The 24,870-nt window shown below is 51.9% G+C and carries 28 protein-coding genes; 24 read left to right on the top strand and 4 right to left on the bottom strand.

The genetic code is table 11. The features are described 5' to 3' along the window. Window positions 1-49 precede the first annotated feature (49 nt). From B5E77_RS10485 to B5E77_RS10410, 16 genes are all read left to right on the top strand, one after another. Window positions 50-721: a redox-sensing transcriptional repressor Rex gene (locus B5E77_RS10485; RefSeq protein WP_087165335.1), complete on the top strand. Its 672-nt coding sequence runs from the start codon at window positions 50-52 to the stop codon at window positions 719-721. A gap of 120 nt (window positions 722-841) precedes the next feature. After that, window positions 842-2,032 carry an alanine racemase gene (gene alr / locus B5E77_RS10480; RefSeq protein ID WP_087165334.1) on the top strand — a complete coding sequence of 397 codons (1,191 nt, stop codon included), beginning with the start codon at window positions 842-844 and terminating at the stop codon, window positions 2,030-2,032. 129 nt (window positions 2,033-2,161) lie between these two features. Beyond that, window positions 2,162-2,509, top strand: a complete 348-nt coding sequence (locus B5E77_RS10475; protein WP_087165333.1) for a type II toxin-antitoxin system PemK/MazF family toxin — start codon at window positions 2,162-2,164, stop codon at window positions 2,507-2,509. 122 nt (window positions 2,510-2,631) lie between these two features. Next, entirely contained in the window at window positions 2,632-3,360 is a 729-nt protein-coding gene (locus tag B5E77_RS10470; RefSeq protein WP_087165332.1) for a YebC/PmpR family DNA-binding transcriptional regulator, read from the top strand. Between the two features lie 12 nt (window positions 3,361-3,372). Further along, window positions 3,373-4,158 carry a CFI-box-CTERM domain-containing protein gene (locus tag B5E77_RS10465; RefSeq protein ID WP_087165331.1) on the top strand — a complete coding sequence of 262 codons (786 nt, stop codon included), beginning with the start codon at window positions 3,373-3,375 and terminating at the stop codon, window positions 4,156-4,158. Then, window positions 4,155-5,426: an O-acetylhomoserine aminocarboxypropyltransferase/cysteine synthase family protein gene (locus B5E77_RS10460; RefSeq protein WP_087165330.1), complete on the top strand. Its 1,272-nt coding sequence runs from the start codon at window positions 4,155-4,157 to the stop codon at window positions 5,424-5,426. Before B5E77_RS10465 ends, B5E77_RS10460 begins: the two co-directional genes overlap by 4 nt. A 137-nt stretch (window positions 5,427-5,563) precedes the next feature. Continuing rightward, window positions 5,564-6,307 (top strand): ClpP family protease, encoded by a 744-nt coding sequence (locus B5E77_RS10455; RefSeq protein ID WP_087165329.1) that lies wholly within the window; start codon window positions 5,564-5,566, stop codon window positions 6,305-6,307. Between the two features lie 201 nt (window positions 6,308-6,508). Beyond that, entirely contained in the window at window positions 6,509-9,178 is a 2,670-nt protein-coding gene (locus B5E77_RS10450) for an FtsK/SpoIIIE family DNA translocase (protein ID WP_087165328.1), read from the top strand. Window positions 9,179-9,208: 30 nt separating this feature from the next. After that, window positions 9,209-10,159 (top strand): chitobiase/beta-hexosaminidase C-terminal domain-containing protein, encoded by a 951-nt coding sequence (locus tag B5E77_RS10445; RefSeq protein ID WP_087165327.1) that lies wholly within the window; start codon window positions 9,209-9,211, stop codon window positions 10,157-10,159. A gap of 95 nt (window positions 10,160-10,254) precedes the next feature. Continuing rightward, on the top strand, window positions 10,255-10,557 hold the full coding sequence (locus B5E77_RS10440) for a Dabb family protein (protein ID WP_162609681.1): 303 nt from the start codon (window positions 10,255-10,257) through the stop codon (window positions 10,555-10,557). Window positions 10,558-10,699: 142 nt separating this feature from the next. Then, window positions 10,700-11,584 (top strand): sulfide/dihydroorotate dehydrogenase-like FAD/NAD-binding protein, encoded by an 885-nt coding sequence (locus tag B5E77_RS10435; RefSeq protein WP_087165325.1) that lies wholly within the window; start codon window positions 10,700-10,702, stop codon window positions 11,582-11,584. After that, on the top strand, window positions 11,584-12,972 hold the full coding sequence (gene gltA, locus B5E77_RS10430; protein ID WP_087165324.1) for an NADPH-dependent glutamate synthase: 1,389 nt from the start codon (window positions 11,584-11,586) through the stop codon (window positions 12,970-12,972). Before B5E77_RS10435 ends, gltA begins: the two co-directional genes overlap by 1 nt. 187 nt (window positions 12,973-13,159) lie before the next feature. Then, complete coding sequence (locus tag B5E77_RS10425) at window positions 13,160-13,960, top strand: MBL fold metallo-hydrolase (protein WP_087165323.1); 801 nt, start codon at window positions 13,160-13,162, stop codon at window positions 13,958-13,960. A gap of 7 nt (window positions 13,961-13,967) precedes the next feature. After that, the gene (gene rlmH / locus B5E77_RS10420) at window positions 13,968-14,447 is read left to right on the top strand and encodes a 23S rRNA (pseudouridine(1915)-N(3))-methyltransferase RlmH (protein ID WP_087165322.1); all 480 of its coding nucleotides are present in this window, start codon (window positions 13,968-13,970) and stop codon (window positions 14,445-14,447) included. Window positions 14,448-14,625: 178 nt separating this feature from the next. Then, window positions 14,626-15,222, top strand: a complete 597-nt coding sequence (locus B5E77_RS10415) for a hypothetical protein (RefSeq protein WP_087165321.1) — start codon at window positions 14,626-14,628, stop codon at window positions 15,220-15,222. Between the two features lie 16 nt (window positions 15,223-15,238). Beyond that, window positions 15,239-15,568: a DUF1648 domain-containing protein gene (locus tag B5E77_RS10410; protein ID WP_087165320.1), complete on the top strand. Its 330-nt coding sequence runs from the start codon at window positions 15,239-15,241 to the stop codon at window positions 15,566-15,568. A 105-nt stretch (window positions 15,569-15,673) separates the two neighbouring features. Here B5E77_RS10410 and B5E77_RS10405 read toward each other — a convergent pair whose 3' ends face one another. Beyond that, window positions 15,674-17,074 carry an alanine/glycine:cation symporter family protein gene (locus B5E77_RS10405; RefSeq protein WP_087165319.1) on the bottom strand — a complete coding sequence of 467 codons (1,401 nt, stop codon included), beginning with the start codon at window positions 17,072-17,074 and terminating at the stop codon, window positions 15,674-15,676. A gap of 118 nt (window positions 17,075-17,192) precedes the next feature. Between B5E77_RS10405 and B5E77_RS10400 the strand changes: the two genes are divergently transcribed. Next, entirely contained in the window at window positions 17,193-18,080 is an 888-nt protein-coding gene (locus B5E77_RS10400) for a LysR family transcriptional regulator (protein WP_087165318.1), read from the top strand. Here the strand turns inward: B5E77_RS10400 and B5E77_RS10395 are convergent. Together B5E77_RS10395 and B5E77_RS10390 are read right to left on the bottom strand one after the other, a co-directional pair. Further along, entirely contained in the window at window positions 18,032-19,390 is a 1,359-nt protein-coding gene (locus B5E77_RS10395) for an MATE family efflux transporter (RefSeq protein ID WP_087165317.1), read from the bottom strand. The two genes, B5E77_RS10400 and B5E77_RS10395, sit on opposite strands and share 49 nt — an antisense overlap. Window positions 19,391-19,395: 5 nt before the next feature. After that, window positions 19,396-19,848 (bottom strand): MarR family transcriptional regulator, encoded by a 453-nt coding sequence (locus B5E77_RS10390; protein WP_087165316.1) that lies wholly within the window; start codon window positions 19,846-19,848, stop codon window positions 19,396-19,398. 184 nt (window positions 19,849-20,032) lie between these two features. Between B5E77_RS10390 and B5E77_RS10385 the strand changes: the two genes are divergently transcribed. The 4 genes from B5E77_RS10385 to B5E77_RS10370 are packed head-to-tail and all read left to right on the top strand — an operon-like array spanning window position 20,033 to window position 22,023. Beyond that, window positions 20,033-20,212 carry a hypothetical protein gene (locus B5E77_RS10385; RefSeq protein ID WP_087165315.1) on the top strand — a complete coding sequence of 60 codons (180 nt, stop codon included), beginning with the start codon at window positions 20,033-20,035 and terminating at the stop codon, window positions 20,210-20,212. Then, window positions 20,209-20,589 carry a hypothetical protein gene (locus B5E77_RS10380; RefSeq protein ID WP_087165314.1) on the top strand — a complete coding sequence of 127 codons (381 nt, stop codon included), beginning with the start codon at window positions 20,209-20,211 and terminating at the stop codon, window positions 20,587-20,589. The genes B5E77_RS10385 and B5E77_RS10380 overlap by 4 nt, the downstream gene beginning before the upstream one ends. A gap of 16 nt (window positions 20,590-20,605) precedes the next feature. Further along, window positions 20,606-20,857 carry a hypothetical protein gene (locus B5E77_RS10375; protein WP_087165313.1) on the top strand — a complete coding sequence of 84 codons (252 nt, stop codon included), beginning with the start codon at window positions 20,606-20,608 and terminating at the stop codon, window positions 20,855-20,857. Next, window positions 20,854-22,023 (top strand): D-alanyl-D-alanine carboxypeptidase family protein, encoded by a 1,170-nt coding sequence (locus tag B5E77_RS10370; RefSeq protein WP_087165312.1) that lies wholly within the window; start codon window positions 20,854-20,856, stop codon window positions 22,021-22,023. The genes B5E77_RS10375 and B5E77_RS10370 overlap by 4 nt, the downstream gene beginning before the upstream one ends. 67 nt (window positions 22,024-22,090) lie before the next feature. Here B5E77_RS10370 and B5E77_RS10365 read toward each other — a convergent pair whose 3' ends face one another. Next, complete coding sequence (locus B5E77_RS10365; RefSeq protein ID WP_087165311.1) at window positions 22,091-22,429, bottom strand: hypothetical protein; 339 nt, start codon at window positions 22,427-22,429, stop codon at window positions 22,091-22,093. 312 nt (window positions 22,430-22,741) lie between these two features. Between B5E77_RS10365 and B5E77_RS10360 the strand changes: the two genes are divergently transcribed. From B5E77_RS10360 to B5E77_RS10350, 3 genes are read left to right on the top strand one after another with little or no spacing between them, the layout of a single operon-like run. Continuing rightward, window positions 22,742-23,344: a hypothetical protein gene (locus B5E77_RS10360; protein ID WP_087165310.1), complete on the top strand. Its 603-nt coding sequence runs from the start codon at window positions 22,742-22,744 to the stop codon at window positions 23,342-23,344. A gap of 36 nt (window positions 23,345-23,380) precedes the next feature. Next, complete coding sequence (locus B5E77_RS10355) at window positions 23,381-23,860, top strand: NAD(P)H-dependent oxidoreductase subunit E (protein ID WP_087165309.1); 480 nt, start codon at window positions 23,381-23,383, stop codon at window positions 23,858-23,860. Window positions 23,861-23,881: 21 nt separating this feature from the next. Then, entirely contained in the window at window positions 23,882-24,868 is a 987-nt protein-coding gene (locus B5E77_RS10350; protein WP_087165308.1) for a diaminopimelate dehydrogenase, read from the top strand. Window positions 24,869-24,870 lie beyond the last annotated feature (2 nt).

The following is a 24,870-nucleotide window of genomic DNA, read 5'->3' as shown; positions in this document are numbered from 1 at the left end:
AAGGCTTTTGCCGGCAGAAGACGAATATATGGATTGAGGGACATGCAAAATGAAAGACGAGCGCAACACGGAAGAAAGAGAAATTTCAAAGGCTGTCATCAAGCGGCTTCCGCGGTATTACCGGTATCTGGGCGAGCTGATGGAGAGCGGCGTGGAGCGGATTTCTTCAGGCGAGCTGAGTACGAGAATGAGCGTCACTGCTTCTCAGATCCGTCAGGACTTGAATAATTTCGGAGGCTTCGGACAGCAGGGCTACGGCTACAATGTAAAATATCTGTACGAAGAGATTGGAAAGATTCTGGGCCTGGACAAAAAGCACAATATGATCATCGTAGGAGGCGGAAATCTGGGACAGGCCCTGGCAAATTATGTGGATTTTGAAAAACGCGGTTTTTATGTCCGTGGGATCTTTGATGTGAATCCGGTTCTTAAGGGCTTAAGCGTCCGGGGAATCCAGATCCATATGCTGGACGATCTGGAAAGCTTTATCCGGGACGAGGATATTCAGATTGCGGCACTGACGCTGCCGAAGTCCAAAGCAGAGGAGATGACGGAGCTTCTGGTGAAATATGGGATTAAGGCCATCTGGAACTTTGCCCATATCGATCTGCAGGTTCCTTCCGATGTGCTGGTGGAGAATGTTCATCTTTCGGAGAGCCTGATGCAGCTCTCCTATAATATCACGCGGTATGAAAAGGAGCATCCGCGTTCAGAATCATAGAGAATGGATGAAAGGGACTGCTGGGAACCTGTTGATTCGGCTTTGCAATCCGAAGACATTTGCGGCAGGCCCTTTCTTTTTGCGTAAAACAACATATATTAAGATCAGGAGCTTAAAATCATGAAAAGACATCAGCGTGTGGCGGCCTGGGTAGATTTGGACGCCATCGAAGAAAACTTTGAGGCTATGAGGGCAGTGCTGCCGGCGGGGACGCAGATGGCGGCTGTCGTGAAGGCCAATGGATACGGGCATGGAGCGGTGCCTATCGCCTGCCTGATGGAGCCGAAGGATTATATCTGGGGGTTTGCGGCGGCTACGATAGAGGAGGCGCTGGCGCTGCGTGCACATGGAATCCGCAAGCCGGTGCTGGTACTGGGATATGTATTTCCGCAGGATTACCCGGCGCTGATTTCTCAGGATATTCGTGCGGCAGTGTTTCGCCTTGACATGGCACGGGAGCTGTCCCGTGAAGCAGAGAGGCAGAAGCGCAGGGCATTCGTTCATATTAAGCTGGATACGGGAATGAGCCGGATCGGCTTTCCGGACACGGCGGAGGGGCTGGATGCGGTCTGTGAGGCGGCAGAGCTTCCGGGGCTTGAGCTGGAGGGGCTGTTTACGCATTTTGCGAGAGCAGACGAAGCGGATAAGACTTATGCAGACAGACAGCTTGCGCGTTTCTTAAGCTTCCGCGCTGCCTGTGAGGACAGAGGCGTGCAGTTTCCGCTCAGCCACTGTGCCAACAGCGCGGCCATCATCGATATGCCTGAGTGCAGTATGGATCTGGTCCGGGCGGGCATCGCGCTGTATGGCCTGTATCCCTCTGACGAGGTGCAGAAGGAGCGTGTGGCGCTTACGCCTGCTATGGAGCTGAAAAGCCATATTGTGCATGTAAAGGAGATCGAAGCCGGAACACAGGTGAGCTACGGCGGAATTTACACAGCTTCGGAACGCAGGCGTATCGCCACGATTCCCGTAGGCTATGGGGACGGCTATCCCAGAAGCCTTTCCGGAAGGGGCTGTGTGCTGATTGCAGGAAAAAGGGCGCCCATCTGCGGAAGAGTCTGTATGGATCAGTTCATGGTGGATGTGACGGAGATTCCGGAGGCGGCGCCAGGCATGGAGGTTACGCTGTTTGGCATGGATGGGGGAGAAATGCTTTCCATGGATGAGCTGGCGGCGCTTTCGGGACGCTTCAATTATGAGTTTGCCTGCGATATTTCAGGAAGAGTTCCGCGGATTTACCTGAGGCATGGGAAAGTGACGGAGATTGCGGAGGACGTCTGGAATGCGCGGCCGGCAGAAGAGGGATAAGGCTTCGGGGGAAGAGCCGTAAGGAGCCGTGGAAATGCAGGTCTGTATACGTGTGAAGATTTTGGAAATACTTCAGATGAGGCTGCAAAAAGCAGCCGGAGGATTTTCAGGATCGGAGAGTGAACAGAGTTGGTAATCAGACGGGGAGATATCTATTATGCGGATCTTCGTCCGGTAGTCGGTTCCGAGCAGGGCGGCGTGCGCCCGGTTCTTGTGATACAGAACGATACAGGCAACCGCCACAGCCCGACTGTAATCGTGGCGGCGATTACGTCAAAGATGAATAAGGCGAAGCTTCCGACCCATGTGGAGCTGTCTGCAAGGCAGTGCCAGATTGTGCGGGATTCGGTGATTCTTCTGGAGCAGCTGCGGACGATCGACAAGCAGCGCCTGAAGGATAAGGTCTGCCACCTGGACGCGCAGATTCTCGCGCGGGTTGACGAGGCTTTGCGGGTAAGCCTGGAGCTGGGTACATAATGGGGCTTGCCTTTCAAAAAAAGTAGTGCTAGAATAGATGAGAAAGTCTGCGGCCAGGATACGGACGCGCAGATTTCCCGCCGGGCGGGAAAGAAAAGTACGAAAAGAATAGGAGTGTTTTTATGTCAGGACATTCAAAGTTTGCGAACATAAAGCATAAAAAAGAAAAGAACGATGCGGCGAAGGGAAAAATTTTCACCATCATCGGGCGTGAGATTGCCGTAGCAGTAAAGGAAGGCGGACCGGATCCGAATAACAACAGCAAGCTCCGCGATGTGATCGCCAAGGCAAAGGCCAACAACATGCCGAACGACACCATTGAGCGCGGCATCAAAAAAGCGGCTGGCAATGCGAATGCTGTCAATTATGAATATGTGTCCTATGAGGGATATGGACCGAACGGAATCGCGATTATCGTGGACGCGCTGACGGATAACAAGAACCGTACGGCGGCCAATGTGAGAAGCGCGTTTACCAAGGGAAATGGTTCTGTGGGAACCCAGGGATGCGTATCCTACATGTTTGATAAGAAGGGCCAGATTATCGTAGACCGGGAAGAGTGCGAGATGGATCCGGACGATCTGATGATGCTCGCCCTGGACGCGGGAGCAGAGGATTTCTCTGAGGAAGAGGACAGCTTTGAAATTCTGACAGATCCGGATTCCTTCAGCGAGGTTCGCCAGGCCCTGGAGGAAAAGGGAATTCCCATGGCTCAGGCGGAGGTGACGATGATTCCCCAGACCTATGTGACGCTTACGGATGAGGATGCTGTCAAGAGCCTTCAGAAAACCCTGGATCTGCTGGATGAGGATGACGACGTCCAGAACGTATATCACAACTGGGACGAGTAGGAGGAAGACAGTATGGAGATGGATATTGTAACGTATGGGGAGACCTACAACCGCGCCATGCAGGGCATAGAGGACATGCTGATCCGGGAAGAAAATCCCATGAAGTCCTTTAAGAAAAATGTGTATCCGGAGGCTTTTCAGGCATATCTGCGCCGCCATTTGGGAACGCTGGAGGCGATCGAGGCGATCTATCAGCAGGAGAAGCAGCCGGAGCTTTGGGCAGAAAAGCTGGCAGATCATCTGGTGGAGACTGCCAAGGCGGAGCTTGAGGCAATTCCAAAGAAGGGAAAGCGCAGCGAGCAGCAGATTAATTACAACATGGTGCTTGCAGTGTTTGTATTTCCGGCATTCCTGGAGCAGAAGGGGGTCTCTGCAGAGCCGGTGACTGATTTGATTGTGAAAAAATGGAATAAAGCTTTCCGCACCTCTGTAGGGAAGGCCAATTATGAAAAGATAGAGAGCGGCTTTCATAAGAAGTTTTGCTATATTACCACTGCGGTCTGTGAAAGCCAGGGAAAGCCGGACGACTGCTATGAGCTGGAGCTGCTTCGCTCCTACAGGGATGATTATCTTCTTGCCACGGACGGCGGCGAGGAGCTGGTAAAAGAGTATTACAACATTGCTCCCACCATCGTAAACCGTATTGGACGGCAGGAGAATTCGGAAGAGATTTACAGCGAGATTTGGGACTGCTGGCTGTCAGAGTGCATTCATCTGATCGAAGCAGGAGAAAAAGAAGCATGCCGTGAGAAATATATGGACATGGTTTATGAGCTTAAAGAGAGGTATATGGCATGAGGCTGGATACAATTTGTGTGCAGGGAGGCTGGAAGCCGGGGAACGGCGAAGCCAGGGTGCTCCCTATTTACCAGAGCACAACATTTAAATATGATACGTCAGAGCAGATGGGAAGGCTGTTTGATCTGGAGGAGAACGGATATTTTTATACCCGCCTTCAGAACCCTACCAGTGACTGCGTAGCAGCAAAAATTGCCGAGCTGGAGGGCGGTGTGGCAGCCATGCTCACCTCGTCCGGACAGGCGGCAAACTTCTATTCCATTGTGAATCTCTGCGAGGCAGGCGATCACATTGTCTGCTCTGCAAAGGTGTATGGAGGAACCTTTAACCTGTATGCGGCTACGATCAAAAAGCTGGGAATCGATTGCACCTTCGTGGATCCGGACGCGCCGGAGGAAGAGATCGAAAAAGCCTTTCGTCCAAATACCAAGGCTGTGGTCGGGGAGACTATTGCGAATCCGGCTCTTGTGGTTCTGGATATTGAAAAGTTTGCCCGGCTTGCCCATAAGCATGGCTGTCCTCTGATTGTGGACAATACCTTCGCGACGCCGATCAACTGCCGTCCCTTTGAGTGGGGGGCCGATATTGTGACGCATTCCACGACAAAATACATGGATGGGCATGCGATGGCTGTGGGCGGCTGCATCGTGGACAGCGGCAATTTTGACTGGGAAGCCCATAAGGAGAAATTCCCGGGACTGACGTCACCGGATCCTACATACCATGGAATCGTATATACGGAGCGTTTTGGAAAGCTGGCTTACATCACAAAGGCGACCTCGCAGCTGATGCGGGATTTGGGAAGCATTCCTTCGCCTATGAATTCCTTCCTGCTGAATGTAGGGCTTGAGACACTGCCGCTCCGCGTAGAAAAGCACTGCAGCAATGCAAAGGCTGCAGCGGAGTTTCTGAACGCCCATGAAAAGGTAGAGTTTGTGAACTTTGCGGGGCTGGAGGGCGATCCCTACCATGAGCTCGCTGAGAAATATATGCCGAACGGCACCTGCGGCGTGATTTCCTTTGGCTTAAAGGGCGGAAGGGAGGCTGCCGTCCGTTTTATGGACAGCCTGAAGCTGGCGGCTATCGTAACGCATGTGGCAGATGCCCGCACCTGTGTTCTGCATCCTGCCAGCCATACGCACCGGCAGATGACCGATGAGCAGCTTCTGGAGGCAGGCGTGACGCCGGGCATGATCCGGCTGTCTGTGGGAATCGAGAATCCGCAGGATATCATCGAGGATCTGGAGCAGGCGCTGCGTCAGGCTTGAGGCCGGTCACGGGTGTGATTTCCGCAGGGACACTGCCGGACCTCTGACCGCCCGGCGTGCCGCTGGAAGAGACTGCATAGAAGCCCTGATCTTTTCACATACTAAAGAAAACTGTGTGGAAAGGTCGGGGTATTTTTATGGAAAAGAAAAACAGAGAGTTCCAGGTGTATCAGGCTGCTGGAGAGATCCGGGACAGCGTGGGGGAACAGGAGCAGGATGGCCAGGAGCAAAAGGAGAGGGACCGTCAGGTAGAGGATTACGGGCAGCTGACCCTGGATGACGGAGAGATCCGCATCCATCTTTTGAATATTATAGGAGAGATAGAAGGGCACGAATGCCTCCCCTCCAACTCCAAAACAACAAAGTACGAGCATGTGATTCCGCAGCTTGCGGCACTGGAAGACAGCAGAAGGGTACAGGGCCTGCTGGTTCTGATCAACACGGTGGGCGGCGATGTGGAGTCGGGTCTGGCGATTGCTGAGATGATAGCCTCCTTGAGCAAGCCGACAGTTTCTCTGGTGCTGGGAGGAAGCCATTCTATCGGCGTGCCGCTGGCTGTCTCCACAGACTATTCTCTGATAGTGCCTACCGGGACCATGATGATTCATCCGGTGCGGATGAATGGGCTGATTATAGGAGTCGCCCAGACCTTTGAATACTTTCAGAAGATCCAGGATCGGATTTCGGGCTTTATCACCTCGCACAGCCGGATTTCCGAGGAGAGGCTGATGAAGCTGATGCTGGAAACAGGAGAGCTGACGAAGGATGTGGGCTCCGTACTGGTAGGGAAGCAGGCGGTGGAAGAGGGATTGATCGATGGGATCGGCGGAATCTGCGACGCATTCGAAAAGCTGCGGGAGCTGATCCGGGAGAGGGCCTGAAGCCTGCGGTTCGAAGACAGGCACAGGAGCCCGGAGACAGGCACAGGAATCCGGTGAAAGGGAGCGGAAAAGGAGGCGTACCTGAGGCCTCTGAGCCGCGTCTCCTTGTAAAACAAAAAAAATAATGGTATAATGTCGCCAGACATTATACCTGCCCCAAAGGGGAAAGATATAAATTGTGCAGTGGGAGGACGAGAAAAGATGGCATCAGGCACATCCGGCAGACGCCGGACGACGGCACGGAAAAAGACGGCGGCTTCCAGAAAAGCAGCCGCGAGACGAAAAGAAGAAAATGCATTTATCCGGGATGAGATTAAGGTTCTCCTTCTCTTTGCAGTCTCAATCCTGCTTCTGCTGAGCACCTTTGGCATCGGAGGAGCAGCGGGAGACGCGGTAAGCGGCGTTCTGTTTGGACTGTTTGGTATTTTTGCCTATGTTTTACCCATAGGCCTGTTTTTTGTGGCGGCGTTTTCGATTTCCAACCGGGATAACACGATTGCAGCCGTAAAGGGAGGAGCCATGGTTGTGGCGGGCTTCCTTTTATGCGCTCTTTTTCAGATGGTTGGCGGCGAGAAGGAGGGAGCCGGGACCGCGGCGGCCTTTTACGTCTTTTCTTCTGAGAATAAGACAGGCGGCGGCTTCTTTGGAGGAATGATCTGTAAGGCGCTGACGGGAGCGTTTGGAACGGTGGGAGCCTGGATTATCATTCTGGTGCTTCTGATTATCTGCGCTGTGATCATTACAGAGCGTTCCTTCATCGGAGGCGTAAAGACCGGAAGCAGGAAGGTCTATGATACTGCCCGCGAGGACGCCAGGCGCCACCGCATTCAGGCAGAGGAGCGCAGGGCTGCGAGACAAAAAGCAATGGAAGAGCAGGCCGCTCTGGAGCAAAGAAGGGCTCTGGAGGAAGAAAAGCGCCTGGGACAGAAGCAGGAGCTGGAAAAGGGAGGCGCGCAGGAGCAGGAGGCAGAGGGCGGCCAGAGAAGGAGCCGTTCGGATCATAAGGTTTCCGGCGTAGCGCTGGAAGAGACAACGATAAAAAAAGACACCTATACGGATGAAATGCGGGAAATCACGCTGGAGGACAGGGAAGGGCCAGAGCTTAAGGATCTGGACGAAATGTTTAAGATTCCCATTCACAGAGAGCGGAACAGCTTCCAGGAGACTTCCGAAGAGGAAGCGGCGTCTGCAGAAGAGCCGGAGGAACCGTATTTTGAAAGAGGGCCAGCCTTACGGGAGCTGCCGCCTGAGCCAGGGCAGGAGGTTCAGGAAAGCGTTTCGGCGCCGCATGCTTCCAGGGATCCCGCTGGCGGCAGGAGCGCAGAGGAGAGAAAGGCGGCTTCTGCTTCCCAGGCGGCCGATCCGATCCGGCAGAGCCTTCCGCCCAGGAAGAAGCGTGCTTACATATATCCGCCTTTACGGCTTTTGAATCAGGTAAAGCATAAGGAAAATAAGGATACGGATCGGATTCTGCATGAGACGGCTATGCATCTGCAGCAGATTTTGAGGGACTTCGGAGTCGGTGTGACTGTGACGGATGTGAGCCAGGGACCGGCGGTGACCCGCTATGAGCTGCAGCCGGATCAGGGAGTGAAGGTAAGCAAAATCGTGGCGCTGGCGGATGACATCAAGCTGAATCTGGCAGTGTCGGATGTTCGAATCGAGGCGCCGATTCCGGGGAAAGCGGCGGTGGGAATTGAGGTTCCCAATGCGGAGAACGCAATTGTTCCCTTCCGGGAGCTGGTGTCCTCCCAGGATTTCCGGAATCATAAGTCCAGGCTTGCCTTTGCGGTGGGCAAGGATATTGCAGGCAAAATCGTAGTGACAGATATTGCAAAAATGCCTCATCTGCTGATTGCGGGAGCCACCGGATCGGGTAAATCTGTCTGCATCAATACTCTGATCATGAGTATTCTCTATAAGGCGTCTCCAGACGAAGTAAAGCTGATCATGATCGATCCCAAGGTGGTAGAGCTGAGCGTATACAATGGGATTCCCCATCTTCTGATTCCTGTGGTCTCTGATCCGAAGAAAGCGGCGGGAGCCCTGAACTGGGCTGTGGCAGAAATGACGCACCGTTATAAGCTGTTTGCGGACTATAACGTACGGAATCTGGCGGGATACAACGAAAAGATAGCCGGCATGGCAGGAGACGGGGCGGAGGCAGCGCCGGAAAAGCTGCCGCAGATCGTCATTGTAGTGGACGAGCTGGCGGATCTGATGATGGTCGCGCCGGGGGAGGTAGAGGATGCGATCTGCCGCCTGGCACAGCTGGCCCGTGCTGCGGGCATTCATCTGGTAATTGCTACGCAGAGACCCTCTGTCAATGTTATTACAGGCCTTATCAAGGCAAATATGCCGTCAAGAATAGCGTTTGCAGTGTCCTCGGGAGTGGATTCCCGGACAATTCTCGATATGAACGGGGCGGAAAAGCTGCTGGGTAAGGGTGACATGCTTTTTTATCCTTACGGCTATCCGAAGCCAGTCCGTGTGCAGGGCGCCTTTGTCTCGGACGAAGAGGTGGGAACCGTAGTAGAATTTCTGAAGCAAAACAACAGCAGCGTGGATTACAGCGCAGAAGTAGAGGAGCACATCAGCTCTGTCCAGACTGAGACGCCTGAAAATCGGGCGAAAAGCGACGGACCGGAGAGGGACGCGTTGTTTGCGGAAGCAGGGAAATTTATAATTGAGAAGGATAAAGCGTCTATCGGCATGCTGCAGCGGTGGTTCAAGGTAGGCTTTAACCGTGCCGCCCGGATCATGGATCAGCTGGCTGAGGCGGGAGTCGTCGGAGAAGAGGCCGGGACGAAGCCGCGGGAGATTCTGATGACGATGGAAGAATTTGAACGCTATCTGGAAGAAAATGTGTAACAGTCTTAAAATGCAGAAGAGGGAATCCATATGAAATGTCCAAGCTGCGGCAGAGAACTGAAAACGGGACAGCTGTACTGTGAGCACTGCGGGCAGGAGATCCAGATTGTGCCGGACTATGATCCTTTGGATGAACTCCTGATTGGCCGGGAGGAGCCGGCAGAAAAGGCTCCTGATAAGCCTGGGAAAGCAGAAAAAGCTGCAGAGAGCAGAGAAAAGCCTCCCAAGGCGCCTCACAGGCAGGAAACAGGGAAAAAGCAGGGGGGAGCATTTCGGAAAAAATGGCTCCTGCTGCTGGGAAGCCTGGCGGCATGCTTTGTGATATTTGTCTGTGCCTACAGGCTGACGACCCGGGAGAACAGCTTTTCTTACCAGCTGAGGCATGGAAGGGCTCTGATGGAGGATGAGGATTATGAGGCAGCGATCCCTTATCTGGAGAGGGCAAATGAGCTGCAGGCCGATATGGAGGGAGCAGACGTAGAGCCGCTGGTGTATCTGGCTCAGGCGTATGCGCATACGGGAGCCGATGAGCTGGCAGCCAGCTGTATGGAGGACGCCATTGCCGTAGAGGAAAGCGTATGGGGAGACGAGAACCAGCTTCTGGAGCTTTATCTGGAATATATGGAGATTCTGAATCTGACCGGGCAGACCAGCGAAATAGAGACTGTCATAGAGGAATGTCCCTATTCCGATATCTGTGCCCAGCTTCTCCCGTACCGGGTAGAGAAGCCCTCCTGCGATGTGCCCGAGGGGACCTATGGCTATTACCTCCGGATGGAGCTGAGCGCGGAATATGGGACGATATATTACACGCTGGATGGGACAATGCCTACGGAGGAGAGCACACGCTATGAACGGCCGATTGAGCTGAGGGAAGAAGGCGAGACGCTTTTGACTGCAGTGGCAGTAAACCAGAAGGGCATGGTAAGCGAGCCGCTTGTGCTGGTATATAAGCTGGATTTCCAGGATGATGCCCAGTAGCGGAGAAGCAGAAATTTTTGTCTGACGCTGTTGAGAGAATGTCCTGGTCGATTTGGGATAGAATACAGGAATCTGAAAGAGAGGAGAAAAATGTTATGGTAAAGCATCTGGTTATGTGGAATTTCAAGGAGGACTTTCCGGAGGAAAAGAAGGAAGAGATGGCAAAGGAGGCAGACGCCAGGCTGAAGGCGCTGGTTGGGCAGATCAAGGGCCTGACCTTTGCGGAGATGAAGCGGAACAGGCTGCCGGGAAGCAGCCACGATCTTCTTCTGGTATCCGATCTGGAGACGGCGGAGGATCTGGAGGGCTATCAGGTACACCCGCTCCATGTGGCGCTTGCGAATGAGGTGATCAAGCCTGCCACCTGCAATAGAGCCTGCTTTGACTACGAGTACTAAGTTTTTTTGCAAATCCCTTCCCTAACCAGTTGAAATCTGGGCGGGATTGGATTATTATATTAAAGATAACAGTTGTCCGGATGAAGCGGCGGCTGTGCTGCGGGGAGGCACCCGCTTGAGACTATACTCCAGGAGGAAGCTTATGTTCAAGATTGTAAAGGCAGAGCAGCTCTCTGCAAGTGTTTACATGAAAGTCGTTGAGGCTCCAAGAGTGGCGAAAGCCTGCGAGCCGGGACAGTTTATTATCGTAAGACTGGACGAGACAGCAGAACGTATTCCGCTGACGATCTGTGATTACGACAGAGAGGCCGGAACGGTGACGATCGTGTTCCAGCCGATCGGCGTATCTACCAGCAAGATGGTAGACCTGAAGGAAGGAGACTATTTCCTTGATTTTGTTGGACCGCTTGGAAAACCGTCCGAGCTGGTGACAGATGATTTTGAAGAGGTAAAGAAGAAAAAGGTGGTTTTCATCGCCGGCGGCGTGGGAACAGCTCCTGTATATCCGCAGGCAAAATGGCTTCACGATCATGGCATCGAATGTGACATTATTGTGGGAGCGCGTACCAAGGATCTGCTGATTCTTGAGGACGAGCTGAAGAGTGTAGGAAATCTCTACCTGTGTACGGACGACGGAAGCTATGGCTTCCATGGCGTTGGAACTGCCATGCTGGAGAAGCTGGTAAGCGAAGGCCATCATTATGATCTGTGCGTAGCCATCGGACCGATGATCATGATGAAATTTGCCAGCCTGACGACCCAGAAGCTTGGAATTCCGTGTGTAGTCAGCATGAACCCGATCATGGTAGACGGAACCGGTATGTGCGGAGCCTGCCGTGTGCTGGTAGGCGGCGAAGTGAAGTTCGCCTGCGTAGATGGACCGGAGTTTGACGGCCACAAGGTAGATTTCGATCAGGCTATGAAGCGTGCGGCCATGTATAAGACAGAGGAAGGCCGGAGATTCCTGGCATACAAGGAAGGAGATACGCATCACGGCGGATGCGGAAATTGCGGAGGTGACAAATAATGGCTGACGTATTAAAGAAAGTACCGGTAAGAGAGCAGGATCCGAAGGTTCGCGCCACGAACTTTGACGAGGTCTGTCTGGGATATAACAAGGACGAGGCAATGGAAGAGGCGCAGCGCTGCCTGGACTGCAAGAAGGCAAAATGTATGGAGGGCTGCCCTGTTCAGATACATATTCCGAATTTCATCAAGGCAGTAAAAGAAGGCGATTTTGCGGAAGCATACCGCGTTATCAGCGAGTCCTCCTCCCTTCCGGCTATCTGCGGACGTGTATGTCCTCAGGAGAGCCAGTGCGAGGGACGCTGCATCCGCGGCATCAAGGGCGAGCCGGTATCCATCGGCAAGCTGGAGCGTTTTGTGGCTGACTGGGCAAGAGAGCAGGGCATGAAGCCGGAAGCTCCGGCCGAGAAGAACGGCAAGAAGGTAGCTGTCATCGGTTCCGGCCCCGCAGGTCTGACCTGTGCCGGCGATCTGGCGAAGCTTGGCTATGACGTGACGATTTTTGAGGCTCTGCACAAGGCAGGCGGCGTACTGGTATACGGTATTCCGGAGTTCCGTCTTCCGAAGGACGGCGTGGTTCTGCCTGAGGTAGAGAATGTAAAATCTCTCGGCGTAAAGATTGAGACAGACGTAATCGTAGGAAAGTCTGTAACCATTGATGAGCTGATGGAAGAAGAAGGCTTTGACGCCGTATTTATCGGCTCCGGAGCCGGACTGCCCAAGTTCATGGGTATCCCGGGAGAGACAGCCTGCGGCGTGTTCTCCGCAAATGAGTACCTGACCAGAAATAACCTGATGAAGTCCTTCGACGAGCATTACGATACCCCGATTGCAAAGGGACACAAGGTGGCCGTAGTCGGCGGCGGAAACGTGGCTATGGATGCTGCACGTACCGCTCTGCGTCTGGGCGCTGAGGTACATATCGTATACCGTCGTTCCGAGGAAGAGCTTCCTGCCCGTGTGGAAGAAGTTCATCACGCAAAGGAAGAGGGCATTATCTTTGATCTGCTGACCAATCCGGTAGAGATCCTGGTAGGCGAGGACGGCTGGGTCAATGGAATCCGCTGCATCCGCATGGAGCTTGGCGAGCCGGATGCTTCCGGAAGAAGACGTCCGGTAGAGGTTCCGGGTTCTGAGTTCGACATGGATGTGGATATGGTTATCATGTCCCTGGGAACTTCTCCGAATCCGCTGATCTCTTCCACCACAAAGGGACTGGAGACAGACCGCAGAAAGTGTATCGTGGCTACCGAGGATGTGGGAGCTACCTCCAAGCCGGGCGTATTCGCAGGCGGAGACGCAGTGACCGGAGCGGCTACGGTTATCCTGGCTATGGGTGCAGGAAAGGATGCCGCAAGAGGAATCCACGAGTATCTGAGCCAGAAATAAAAAATGATGATATGCCTTGCGTGTGGAATGCAGCTTCGCTCCGCATGCGGCATTCTGAAAGGAAAAAGAGCACTGCAAAGAGGTCTGCAGTGCTCTTTTATATCATTGGCGCCGGTGTATAAAGGGAATTTTCCCCGGCATACCGACGCTTTTCTATCCGAAGGAAGACGGGAAAGGAAAAGCAGACATGAAAATCACGATTTTGGGTACAGGAAACGCTCTGGTGACAGAGTGCTATAATACCTGCTATGTGCTTACCAGCGAGGAAGGCCATCTGCTGGTGGACGGCGGAGGCGGCGGTACGATTCTGGTGCGCCTGAAGCAGGCCGGAATCGATCCAAATGAAATCCATCATATTTTCGTGACCCATAAGCATATCGATCATGTGATGGGAATTATCTGGATGATGCGGGTCATCTGCCAGAACATGAATGCAGGAAAATATCAGGATGACGCCTATATTTATGCCCACGAAGAGCTTGCGGAGATGCTTCTGAAGCTGGCAAAGATGCTGCTGAATAAAAAGGAGATTAAGCGAATCGGAGAACGGCTTCACCTGGTGCCTGTGGGGGACGGAGAGAAACGCCGTATTCTCGGGCACGAGTACACGTTTTTTGATATCGGTTCCACGAAGGCAAAGCAGTACGGCTATATGCTGGATCTGGGAGAAGGACGGCGTCTCACCTGCTGCGGAGACGAGCCCTATAATGAACGGGAAAGGAAGTATGCGGAAGGAAGCGCCTGGCTGCTTCACGAAGCCTTCTGCCTGGATGCCCAGGCGGATGTGTTCCACCCTTATGAAAAGCATCATTCGACCGTAAAAGATGCCAGCATGCTGGCGGAGGAGCTGGGTGTGGAAAATCTGCTTCTGTACCATACCGAGGATCAGAATATCGCCCGCCGTCAGGAGCTGTACCGGGCAGAGGGAGAACAGTATTTCCATGGAAGCCTCTGGATTCCGGAGGACCTGGATGTGATTGAGCTGTAGGAGACTTATGAAGATTACCTGTGTTGCCGTAGGAAAAATAAAGGAAAAGTATCTGACAGAGGCCATCCGGGAATATGAGAAGCGGCTTGGCCGTTACTGCAGGCTGGAAATCACAGAGCTGGCGGACGAGAAGACGCCGGACGGAGCCAGTCCGGCAGAGGAAGCTGCCATCCGGGAACGGGAAGGCGAGCGGATTCTCAAGGCCATCAAGGAGGATTCCTATGTGATTGCTCTGGCTATTGAAGGAAAAATGCTGGATTCCGTAGAGCTTTCCAGAAAAATCGAATCGCTGGGAACGGGAGGAGTCAGCCATATCACCTTTGTGATCGGCGGTTCTCTGGGGCTGTCCCCGGCGGTGATGAAGCGGGCGGATTATGCCTTAAGTTTCTCGAGGATGACCTTTCCCCACCAGCTGATGCGGGTGATTCTGCTGGAGCAGATTTACCGGAGCTTCCGGATTATGAAAAATGAGCCGTATCACAAGTAAGTGCGGTTTGGAAGAGAGTGGTCAGTGATGTTCCGTACTCTTTTTGTATGAATGAGAAATCCCCTTAATTGACAAGGAGCGAATAGTCCCCTGTCAATTACTAGTAGAATGACAGGCAAATAAACGAATGGTATCATGAAGAAAAATCAGAGGACAGATAGGAAGTTGGAGAGACAATATGGCCAAGAGGAAAATACCAACAGTCGAAGAATTAAGGGAGTATCTTGAGAAAAAGGATGCATATCTTAAGGATTGTATTAAAAATAATAAAACGGTTGTGATAACCGGTCCTCAATTCCCGGGAGAATCAATCTGGGCAGCCGAAAGTACCTTGCCGTTATTGGAGGCTGCAGAAGCAGTAGGAACATCGAAAGAAGAAATATGGGAATTATGTAGTAAGATTGCAAGTGCAACTCATGCTCCTGTAACAAAAAAGGAATATGAAAGAATGATCCCTTTTGCAGAAAAGCCGGGCACAGTTGATGCAGTACTTAAATTCCTTGAAACCCATATTCCATACTATGATGATAAAAGCAAGAGTTTAAAGTTTGATATCATAGGATATTATTATTGTTACGCGTTGATTTCACTGTCAGATTATAGACAGAAAGACTGTGAGAAGCTCTTATGGGATACCGTCAGTTATTTTATTGAAAAAGATAAGAACAGAGGGACTATTTTGTTACGAAATATGAAGGTATTAGAGCGTACGCGGCCTTTTTTAACGCCAATGAAAGAGAAGCTGGAGGAAGCGCAAAATATATCACTATCATAAGCAGGGGGAGATACAGATGAAGCTGCAAATCAGTAAAAAACTATCGTACACGATCTGTATTTTGGGATGGCTGGCTGCTGCGGTCAGCATCGCCTTCCTTCCGGATTCCATTCCGATCAGCTTTACCGACGGAGTCCCGAGCAAATTTTCCGGCAGCTTTTCGATATTCATGTGGCCGCTGGTGCAGACCATCGTCGTGCTGCTGGGGAAAAACAAAAAAATGCTGCCCGAGCAGATAAAAAATGTTTTCTCCGAGTCGCAGTATAACTGGGCGGTATTTGGAATGAATTGTTTCGTGTTTGTGATGGAGCTGCTGGTCATATATTCGAGTTTAAGATTCATATAAGGGCAGATTCGTTTCAGAATAATGATAGAAAACCAGGCGGCCTGGCAGGAAAGCTCTCCCTGCCAGGCCGCCTGGTTTTGGCTTCAAGAATCATGAAAGCGGTTTTCAGCGCCTTTTTCTTCTGTGGTTTTGTTCGTAATCCTTCAGTGAATCAATGGCCTCCGGCGCCAGGGGAACCAGCGCGATCATGTTGAAAACAGTCATCAGCCCCACTCCGATATCGCCCAGATCCCAGACGGCCTGGTAGGCAGCCAGTCCTCCGATAAAGAGCATCACCAGTGCCAGCACCTTGTAGAGAGTCTGGGAAAGCCAGTTGTCTCCGAACAGGTAGGCGATATTCGGCCGGGCATAGAAGAGGATGCCGATAAAGGTGGAAAAGCTGAAAAGCCAGAGGATTACAGCTATGAAGACGGCGCCGAATTCTCCGATGTGGTACTGCATGGCAGTCTGCAGGAGATCCATGCCCTCCATGCCGTTCGTCAGCGGTTCAGGCGTCAGAAGCATGAGCATTGCAGTGCAGCTGCAGATGAGCAGGGTGTCGATGAAGACGCCCAGAGCCTGCAAAAGGCCTTCCTTGGCCGGATGGCTGATGTCCGCGGCGGCCGCGGCGCAGGGAGCGGAACCGGAGCCGGCCTCATTGGAGAACAGTCCTCTCTTGGCCCCGTTCATGATGACGGCGCCGATGCCTCCGGCCACAGCCTGCCGGATTCCGAAGGCTTCCAGGAAGATGCGCTCAAAGACAGACGGAAGCAGTCCGATATTCCGGATGATGACAAAAAGCGTGATGGCAAAGTACAGGCCTGCCATGACCGGAACCATAACGTCGAGCACCTTGACGGTTGCGTGCTTGCGAAGCACAATCACAGCGGCAAGAATGGTCAGGACGATGGTTGTCCAGATGGGCGGAATATGGAAGGCATTTTCAAAGGCGGAAGAGACGGAATTTCCGATGACCTGGCTGATGCCGCACCAACACAGAAGACCGGACAGGGCAAAAAGCGCCGCGATGACAGAATGCTTCCGTCCCGGTTTTCTGTTCTTTTTCATAAAAAGGGCATGAATATAGTAAGCAGGACCTCCGCGGTATCCGCCGTACAGGGGGTCCTTTTCCTTGTAAAGCTGCGCCAGGGTCGCCTCCACAAAGGCGGTGGAGGAGCCCAGAAGAGCGATAAGCCACATCCAGAAGACGGCGCCTGCACCTCCGGCAGAGATAGCGGCCACCACGCCAATCAGATTGCCCATGCCTACCCGGGTGGCAGTGGAGACAATCAGGGCCTGCACACCGGAGATAGCTCCTTTGTCGGCGGCCTTCTTTTTCTCAAGGGTAATGCGGAGCATTTCCGGGAAAAGACGGAAGGGAAGGCCTTTTGTCCGGATGGTGAAGTAAATTCCTGCCGGGATCAGGATCAGAACCAGAAGGGACAGTCCCAGGCTGCTGCCGCCGGGCAGCGGAATGGTAATCAGATCCCCCCAGAGCAGATTATAGAAAAATGTAATGCTTTTCATGATAAGGCGCCCCCTTTTTCGCTTGTAACTCTTAATTTTTTAGTATATAGTAAATTTATACATTTGTAAAATTGATAATCAGAATATAGTAAATCAAAATACTTCATGGAGGGGTTGCATGGATCTGAAAAATCTGATGACATTTATTCATGTGGCGGAGCTGAACAGCTTCACACGGGCAGGACAAAAGCTGGGCTTTTCCCAGTCTACGGTTTCCTTTCAGATCAAACAGCTGGAGCGTGAGCTCGGAACACAGCTTTTTGAACGGATAAATCATACGGTCGTGCTGACAGAACAGGGACGTGATGTACTGAATTACGCGCATCAAGTCAGCAAGCTGACCCAGGAGCTGGATAAAAGGCTGCAGAATGAGGAAGAGATTTCAGGAAATGTCCGAATTGCCATGGCAGATTCTCTCTGTGACAGTATGCTGCAGGAAGGGTTTGGGGAGTTTCGAGACAGATACCCGGGGATCTCGCTGAAAATCATTACGGCGGGCACGGAAGAAATGTTCCGACTGCTGAACCAGAACGAGGTAGATGCGGTTTTGACGCTGGACAATCATATTTTCCACGCAGAGTATGTCATTGCGAGGGAGGAAAAAGCAGGTGTGCATTTTGTGGCGGACAGCGAAAATCCGCTTTGCAAAAAGGACGAGCTTTTCCCGGAGGATCTGGCGGGCCAGCCGTTTCTTCTGACGGAAAAGGGGATGAGCTACCGGAGGCTGATGGATGAGAAGTTTGCGGAGCTGTCCATGGAAATACAGCCGGTGCTGGAGATCGGAAGCGCCGGCCAGATCTGCTCCCTTGTGGAGCAGGGCGCGGGGATCTCCTTCCTTCCGGATTATGTGACGGAAGAAAAGGTCTGCGCAGGCCGGCTTCGGTACCTTCCGGTAAAACAATTCGAAATCGAGATCTGGAAGCAGCTGCTCTATCACAGGGATAAATGGGTTACGCCTCAGTTGGAATCAGCGCTTGCGTATTTGTCCGAGCGGGAATTCCGCTGAAAACGTACCATCACGAAGGCTGCCAGGACGCCTGCCAGCAGAGAGGTGCCTGCGAAGTTCAGCCAGATTCCTGTAAGTCCGAGGCGCCAGAGAGCCACAATCAGAATCACTGGAAAAAGCAGTGCGACAGACAGGGAAATTACGGTGGCGCCGACAGCATTGCCCACTGCCAGCATATAGCTCTGGACTGCAAAGGAGAACCAGCGCGTCAGATAGGTCAGCGCAAAGAAGCGCAGGGCAGCAACGGCCATTGCAAAATAAGCGGAGGAGGTTTCTCCGATAAAGATCACAGCCAGCTGTCCCGGGAAAACGAAGATCACGAGGGCTGATACCAGAGATACGACGGCGCTGGCTGTGAAGCAGCAGCGTTCAATGGCGCCCACTCGTTTCCGGTCGCCTGCGCCCCAGTTATAGCTGACTGCCGGCTGCAGGGAATCGCACATGCCATAAAGCAGCGGCTGGATAAAGCCTTCCACGTACATCAGGATACCATAGACAGACACGGCAGTCTGTCCTCCCACACGCAGAAGGATCGTATTCAGCAGGATCGATGTGATACGTCCGGCAATGTTATTCAGAAAGTTCGGGCTTCCGCAGGCGATGATCTGCCGGATCATGCCAGAAGAAAAGCGCGGCTTCCGAAACCGGAGCTGAAGGCGTCCGCTGGTGAAGCGGGAAAGGGCCGTCAGAGCGCAGAATGCCATTCCAAGACAGGTAGCCAGGGCTGCCCCCCAGATTCCAAAACGGAAATAATAAAGAAAAACAAATTCAAATCCTGCAATCATTACGGACATTATCACATTCAGAAGCATACTGAAACGGATCTTCCCACAGATACGCAGGTAGTTGTCCATGGCAAACACAATCGTAGTCAGAGGCGAGCAAAGGGCGTAAACGCGCAGATAGCTCACAGCATTTTTAAGCAGCTGACCGTCTGCGCCCATAAGACGCATCAGAGCCGGAGCCCCAGCGAAAAGTATGGCGCCGACAGCCACGCCGGCGAGTACGATCATGAGGCAGGCGCAGGAAAAGATATTGTTGGCTTCCTCATCCTTCCCCTTTCCCAGATTCATGGCGATGGGGACAGAAGAACCCACGCCGATCAGGTCGGCCAGAGCAAAGTTGATAATGACAAAGGGCATGGCCAGGTTCAGAGCGGCGAAGGGCGTCTCGCCGAGAATCTGTCCTACCATCATTCCGTCCAGAAGCTGATAAAGAGCTGAGGCCAGCATGCTGACGGCTCCCGGCAGGGAGGCCATGAAAAACAGCCTTACTGGTGGTGTTTCTGCAAATAAAGTCCTGGATTCCATCGTTCTTAACTCCTTCTGTTTAAAATACTGTGATCAAATTCTTCCTGAAGATGCTTCGTAAAATCTTCCAGAGCCTCCACAAATTTCGGAGAAAACTGCTGAAGCGTGCGCCTCATGGCGGCTGCTTCGGCGGCGTAGATCGGTTCAAGAATCGAGTGGGCATATTCCCGTCCCCTGTCGGTCAGGGTGATGCTTTTTTCTTTCGAACCGTGTTCGCGTATAAGGGCGATATAGCCCTTTTCTGTGCACTCCCGCACAATGGTATTCAGCGTTGTCTTTGGAAACAGATATTCCTCGCAGAGCTGTTTCTGAGAATGAATCTTCCCGTCCCCAAGAGCATAAAAAAGAGCCAGCGTATTATCTTTGATATGAAGGCTTCGGGCGCTTTTGTAGTAGAGTCCGTCGATAATGTTGGTACAGCCCCAGAGCCTGTCTATATATTCCCGTTCCTGATTCAAAATGTCTCCTTTTTTGTGTTTTGCGTTTGTGGGTTTTGTATATGAAAAACAAAATCCGAATTCGTACCGTGTGCCGTAGGCCAGTATAATACGAATTCGGATTAAAGTCAAGCGGCAGATATGTAAAATTTATGTACAGAAATATGTGATATGAATTATAATAAAGAAAGAAGGGAGGGCGAAAATGGAATTAAATATCAATTCGCCTGCATACTATTCACAGGAGTATTGGGTAGATGACGAGATCTATTGGATGTGCAGACAGCTGGCTGCGGCAGTCAGGGAAAATAAATATAGTGATATTATAAATGTAATTGTAGTTTTTGACACCAGGAAATTTTACAAAGGGAACTATCTGGAATGAAAATTCCATCGAATGGATTAAGCGGAGCAGATATCATGAAAAAAGAAAAGAATAGGAAAGCCCGGATAATAAAAGAAATAAAAATAGTCCTGATTGTTCTGACAGTCGGCCTGGTACTCTTTATTGTATTCAATAACCTTCATTTCTCAAAAGCAGTGATCATACAATCTGCCGGAGGGCTGGAGTGGCCTGACGGCAGCTTTATGATAGATACAGAAGACGGGATATATGCCGATTCAGCGATCAATTTTGAAACAGCAAAAGAAAAATGGAATCTTGAGCTTTCCTATGGAGATTCTGTTTTTGTAGTATACATACCATCTTCTCATGAAATCTTTCCTGAACCGGCAGAGATCTGTTTTATGTGGGAACTGTGATAAGGAGGGAAGCAGTGTGAGCTTTCATGGGGAAATTCCATTTAGCATTACAGATGACAGGCATATAGATGTCGATTTTGGGAGTGGGTTTCAGCCAGTCAAAATGGTTCAGATGGAAAAAATTTCATCCGGATTTTTCTCCCGGATCAGCCACATGCCCCCTTGTCAACAGAAGGCAGTATCTGTTAAAATATCCGCAGAGTGTGAAGATATCAGGTCTGTTAAAAGAGAAGCAGGCTCGGAAATAGAAATGGAGCAGATACAGTGAGGGATTTTGAGGCAGAAGAGCGGATAAACCGGGCGCTTCGGGCGCGCAGAAGGGGGGAGATACGAAGGAGAAGAAGGCGCAGGGCAAGGATAAAGCGGGCGCTGGTTCTTGGAGGGACAGGCCTTTGCCTTTTTTTGATTATTCTGGCTGGCGTGGGTCTTGTGAAAGCAGTCTTTGGGCGAGATGCCCAGGCAGCGGAGCAGGCAGAACAGGCAGGAGAAGAAAATGGAAAAGCAGGAGGGGTTTCGGGAGCCCTGGCTTCCACGGGACAGCTACAAAATGCGATTCAGCAGCTGCAGCAGAGCTTTCAGGCAGAGGCGGAAAATGAGATAACGGCGGCGTCTGCAGAGGCTGCGGATTACTCCGTAAACGGACAGGATGCGGCGGCAGCGCTTACGAGCGAAGAGGTTATAAGTACCAGGGCTCTTCTGGTGGACTGGGATACGCGTACAGTGATAGCCCAGAGAGGAGCGGGGGATCGGATCAATCCGGCGTCTATGACTAAGATTCTGACGCTCCTGGTGGCGGTGGAGCATATCACAGATCTGGACGACACCTTTACGATCACAAGGGAGATTACAGATTACAGCTATTCCAATGACTGCAGTGCGGCCGGTTTTGAGGACGGAGAGACTGTGACTGTGCGGGATCTGCTGTACGGGACGATTCTTCCGTCCGGAGCGGACGCGGCGGCAGGCCTGGCCTTCTATGTGTCGGGCTCTCTGGAAGGCTTTGCAGACCTGATGAATCAGAAGCTGGAAGAGCTGGGGCTGTCTGATACGGCTCATTTTACCAACTGTGTGGGGCTTTATGACGAGAACCATTACTGCACGCTGTATGATATGGCGGTAATCCTGGGAGCTGCCATAGACAATGATATCTGCCGGGAGGTTCTGTCAGCTCATATTTATACGACTTCTGCTACGGAGCAGCATCCGGAAGGCCTTGAGCTCTCCAACTGGTTCCTGCGCAGAATCGAAGATAAGGACACTCACGGGACTGTGATGTGCGCCAAGACCGGCTATGTGGTACAGTCGGGCAACTGTGCTGCCAGCTACAGTGTATCCAACAACGGAAAGCAGTATATCTGCGTGACGGCGGATGCGTACAACAGCTGGCGGTGTATTTACGATCATGTAGCTATTTACCAGGAATATACGGAATAGCTCTTTTCTGCCCGCAGACATGAAAAAGGGCAGTCGATTTGCTCGACTGCCCTTATAATCAGCTGATTCATGTTCCTGTTTGGGTTAAATCCTCTGGGATGCATAGACGCCATTCGTCATCATATAACACGGCTATTCCATCCTCGACGTTTGCGTATGGCATTTCCAATTCCTGATTGAAATTAGTTTCCCCGTCCTGCTGCGGGAAAGTGTCGGTATAAGAGGAGGTGTATCCGATGATCGCACTTTCATCTACTTCTGCCGGCATTGAATCTGAAGTCAAAACATAGATTTCACCATTTACCATAATTGCCGCCGGGTAGTCCGTTTCTGTATCTGTTGTCGTGCAGCCGGCTAACCCGCACACAGAAATCAGTATCAATATAGCTGCTACAAACTTTCTCACAGTATATATCCCCTCCTTTATTATAAGTACAATAAGCTTTTATCTAAACGCAAAATTTTCTGTGATGTTCCTCATAATTATTATAAAATACAAAAATGTTTTCTACAAGACATGATAAACCAGTTCATCAAGCCTTTTGGGAAGTCGGGAAATACCGTTTGGTGAAAGCAATGGAGCTTAGCTGTCACTGCTTATCTTGAAAAGGGAGGCCAGACGGATTTCATTGACGAATTTGAGTAAAGATCATATAATGGTAGCTGTGAATTTGTTGAAAAAGGAAATTTCAGGAAAGGAAGCGGCTTAAATTAATCGATGCAGAAGGAACTGGACTATTTCACGATTGAACATTCATACGGCGGAAACCAGGACTGGTTCTGGGATCCGATGATGAAGATAGGCGGATGCGCGGCGCTGACAGCCTGCGACAGCTGCATCTATCTGGACTGCTATAAGGGAACGAAGGGACTTTATCCCTTTGAGAAAACGGCTCTTACAAGGAAGGATTATGTTCGCTTCGGGATGCAGATGAAGCCTTATCTGAGACCGAGGAGAAACGGAGTGGATGCTCTGGAAATCTATATGGAGGGCTTTGAAAAATACCTGGCTGACCGGGGATGCGCTTCGATTAGAATGAAGCCCCTTGCCGGTACAGAGGCGGTTTCCCGGGCAAAGGAAGCGCTGGCAGCGCAGATCGACCGGGGCTTTCCTGTGCCCTGCCTGGTGCTGAAGCATAAAAATCCCATGTTTAAGGACTATGTCTGGCACTGGTTTCTGCTGACCGGCTACGATACGGCCGGGGACAGCTGCATGGCGAAGGCGGTCACCTACGGCGAATGGCAGTGGCTTGATATGGACGAGCTGTGGGATACAGGCTTTGAGAAAAAGGGCGGACTGATCCTGTATGATATGGATTAGGCGGCAGTCAAATTCAGAAAGGCGGGATAGTGAAGCATGGAGGAAGAGGCGCGCATCCGGGAAATCCTGGACTATTACAGAGCCCAAAGGGACCGGGGCGATCAGTCTGTGATCGCAGAGCTGCTGAGAGAGCTCCAGGAGGTCCAGGGGTATCTGACGCCGGAGCTGAAAAAAGAAGCGGCAGAGGCAGCGGGGGCTTCAGAAAAGCTGATCCATATTTTGGTGCAGCGGTATCCTTCCCTGAAGGAAAGTCCTTTTGCACATGAAATACTGGCCTGTACAGGGGAGCGCTGCGGGAACCGGGAAGGAGCCAGGCTGCTCCAAGAGATCCGAAAGGAGCTGGAAATCGGAAAGGACGGCCTTTCCGGCGATGGACAGGTAATGCTCCGGACCCGGAGCTGCCTGAAGCGGTGCAGAACCGCTGTCAATATGGACATAGACGGCGTTCCGTACACAGGCCTGACGCCGGAGACCGGGCTGGAGCTGGTGAGAAGCATCTGTAAGAAAAATAAATAGAAGAAAAAGGAGAACTGTAAAATGAGTATCAGAATCGGAATTTTAGGGTATGGAAATCTTGGCCGGGGCGTGGAGTGCGCAGTAGCGCAGAATCCGGATATGGAGCTGAAAGCGGTATTTACCAGAAGAAATCCGGAGGATCTGAAAATCTGGTCCGAGACGGCAGAGGTATTAAATGTGTCTGAGCTGGAGAGCTGGAAGGACAAGCTGGACGTGCTGATCCTCTGCGGCGGCAGCGCGACGGATCTGCCGGAGCAGACGCCGGAATGCGTCCGGTACTTCAATGTGGTAGACAGCTTTGACACCCATGCAAAGATTCCGGAGCATTTTGCGGCGGTGGACGCAGAGGCGAAGAAGAGCGGGAAGGTAGCGGTGATCTCTGTAGGCTGGGATCCGGGCCTGTTTTCCCTGAACCGCATGTACGCGAATGCGATTCTTCCGGAGGGAAAGGATTATACCTTCTGGGGCCGCGGCGTAAGCCAGGGACATTCTGACGCAGTGCGCCGGGTGCCGGGTGTGAAGGATGCCAGACAGTATACGATTCCGGTGGAGAGCGCACTGGAAGCAGTACGTGCAGGAAAGAACCCGGAGCTTTCCACGAGAGAGAAGCACTTAAGAGAGTGCTTTGTAGTGCTGGAGGAAGGCGCTGATCCGGCTAAGGTGGAGCAGGAAATCAAGACTATGCCGAACTATTTTTCTGATTATGATACGACGGTGCATTTTATCAGTGAGGAAGAGATGAAGCGGGATCACAGCCGGCTTCCCCACGGCGGCTTTGTGCTCAGAAGCGGCGTGACCGGGCGGGAAAAGGAAAATCATCATCTGATTGAATATACGCTGAAGCTGGATTCCAATCCGGAGTTTACCTCCAGTGTTCTCGCAGCTTATGCAAGAGCTGCGTACCGCATGGCGCAGGAAGGCATGACCGGCTGCAAGACGGTCTTTGACGTCGCGCCGGCCTACTTAAGCCCGAAGAGCGGTGAAGAGCTTCGCGCTTCCATGCTGTAGTG

The organism is Lachnoclostridium sp. An131 (assembly GCF_002160825.1).
In the GTDB taxonomy this organism is placed as follows: domain Bacteria; phylum Bacillota; class Clostridia; order Lachnospirales; family Lachnospiraceae; genus Laedolimicola.
The sequence above is the reverse complement of the archived record's forward strand: the minus strand, read 5'-3'. Positions and strand labels throughout refer to the sequence as shown.

Bases quoted from the DNA above. Each gene is read 5' to 3' on its own strand.
- B5E77_RS10485 (WP_087165335.1), top strand. From the start codon at position 50: ATGAAAGACGAGCGCAACACGGAAGAAAGAGAAATTTCAAAGGCTGTC.
- alr (WP_087165334.1), top strand. From the start codon at position 842: ATGAAAAGACATCAGCGTGTGGCGGCCTGGGTAGATTTGGACGCCATC.
- B5E77_RS10470 (WP_087165332.1), top strand. From the start codon at position 2,632: ATGTCAGGACATTCAAAGTTTGCGAACATAAAGCATAAAAAAGAAAAG.
- B5E77_RS10465 (WP_087165331.1), top strand. From the start codon at position 3,373: ATGGAGATGGATATTGTAACGTATGGGGAGACCTACAACCGCGCCATG.
- B5E77_RS10460 (WP_087165330.1), top strand. From the start codon at position 4,155: ATGAGGCTGGATACAATTTGTGTGCAGGGAGGCTGGAAGCCGGGGAAC.
- B5E77_RS10455 (WP_087165329.1), top strand. From the start codon at position 5,564: ATGGAAAAGAAAAACAGAGAGTTCCAGGTGTATCAGGCTGCTGGAGAG.
- B5E77_RS10450 (WP_087165328.1), top strand. From the start codon at position 6,509: ATGGCATCAGGCACATCCGGCAGACGCCGGACGACGGCACGGAAAAAG.
- B5E77_RS10445 (WP_087165327.1), top strand. From the start codon at position 9,209: ATGAAATGTCCAAGCTGCGGCAGAGAACTGAAAACGGGACAGCTGTAC.
- B5E77_RS10440 (WP_162609681.1), top strand. From the start codon at position 10,255: ATGGTAAAGCATCTGGTTATGTGGAATTTCAAGGAGGACTTTCCGGAG.
- B5E77_RS10435 (WP_087165325.1), top strand. From the start codon at position 10,700: ATGTTCAAGATTGTAAAGGCAGAGCAGCTCTCTGCAAGTGTTTACATG.
- gltA (WP_087165324.1), top strand. From the start codon at position 11,584: ATGGCTGACGTATTAAAGAAAGTACCGGTAAGAGAGCAGGATCCGAAG.
- B5E77_RS10425 (WP_087165323.1), top strand. From the start codon at position 13,160: ATGAAAATCACGATTTTGGGTACAGGAAACGCTCTGGTGACAGAGTGC.
- rlmH (WP_087165322.1), top strand. From the start codon at position 13,968: ATGAAGATTACCTGTGTTGCCGTAGGAAAAATAAAGGAAAAGTATCTG.
- B5E77_RS10415 (WP_087165321.1), top strand. From the start codon at position 14,626: ATGGCCAAGAGGAAAATACCAACAGTCGAAGAATTAAGGGAGTATCTT.
- B5E77_RS10410 (WP_087165320.1), top strand. From the start codon at position 15,239: ATGAAGCTGCAAATCAGTAAAAAACTATCGTACACGATCTGTATTTTG.
- B5E77_RS10405 (WP_087165319.1), bottom strand. From the start codon at position 17,074: ATGAAAAGCATTACATTTTTCTATAATCTGCTCTGGGGGGATCTGATT.
- B5E77_RS10400 (WP_087165318.1), top strand. From the start codon at position 17,193: ATGGATCTGAAAAATCTGATGACATTTATTCATGTGGCGGAGCTGAAC.
- B5E77_RS10395 (WP_087165317.1), bottom strand. From the start codon at position 19,390: ATGGAATCCAGGACTTTATTTGCAGAAACACCACCAGTAAGGCTGTTT.
- B5E77_RS10385 (WP_087165315.1), top strand. From the start codon at position 20,033: ATGGAATTAAATATCAATTCGCCTGCATACTATTCACAGGAGTATTGG.
- B5E77_RS10380 (WP_087165314.1), top strand. From the start codon at position 20,209: ATGAAAATTCCATCGAATGGATTAAGCGGAGCAGATATCATGAAAAAA.
- B5E77_RS10360 (WP_087165310.1), top strand. From the start codon at position 22,742: ATGCAGAAGGAACTGGACTATTTCACGATTGAACATTCATACGGCGGA.
- B5E77_RS10355 (WP_087165309.1), top strand. From the start codon at position 23,381: ATGGAGGAAGAGGCGCGCATCCGGGAAATCCTGGACTATTACAGAGCC.
- B5E77_RS10350 (WP_087165308.1), top strand. From the start codon at position 23,882: ATGAGTATCAGAATCGGAATTTTAGGGTATGGAAATCTTGGCCGGGGC.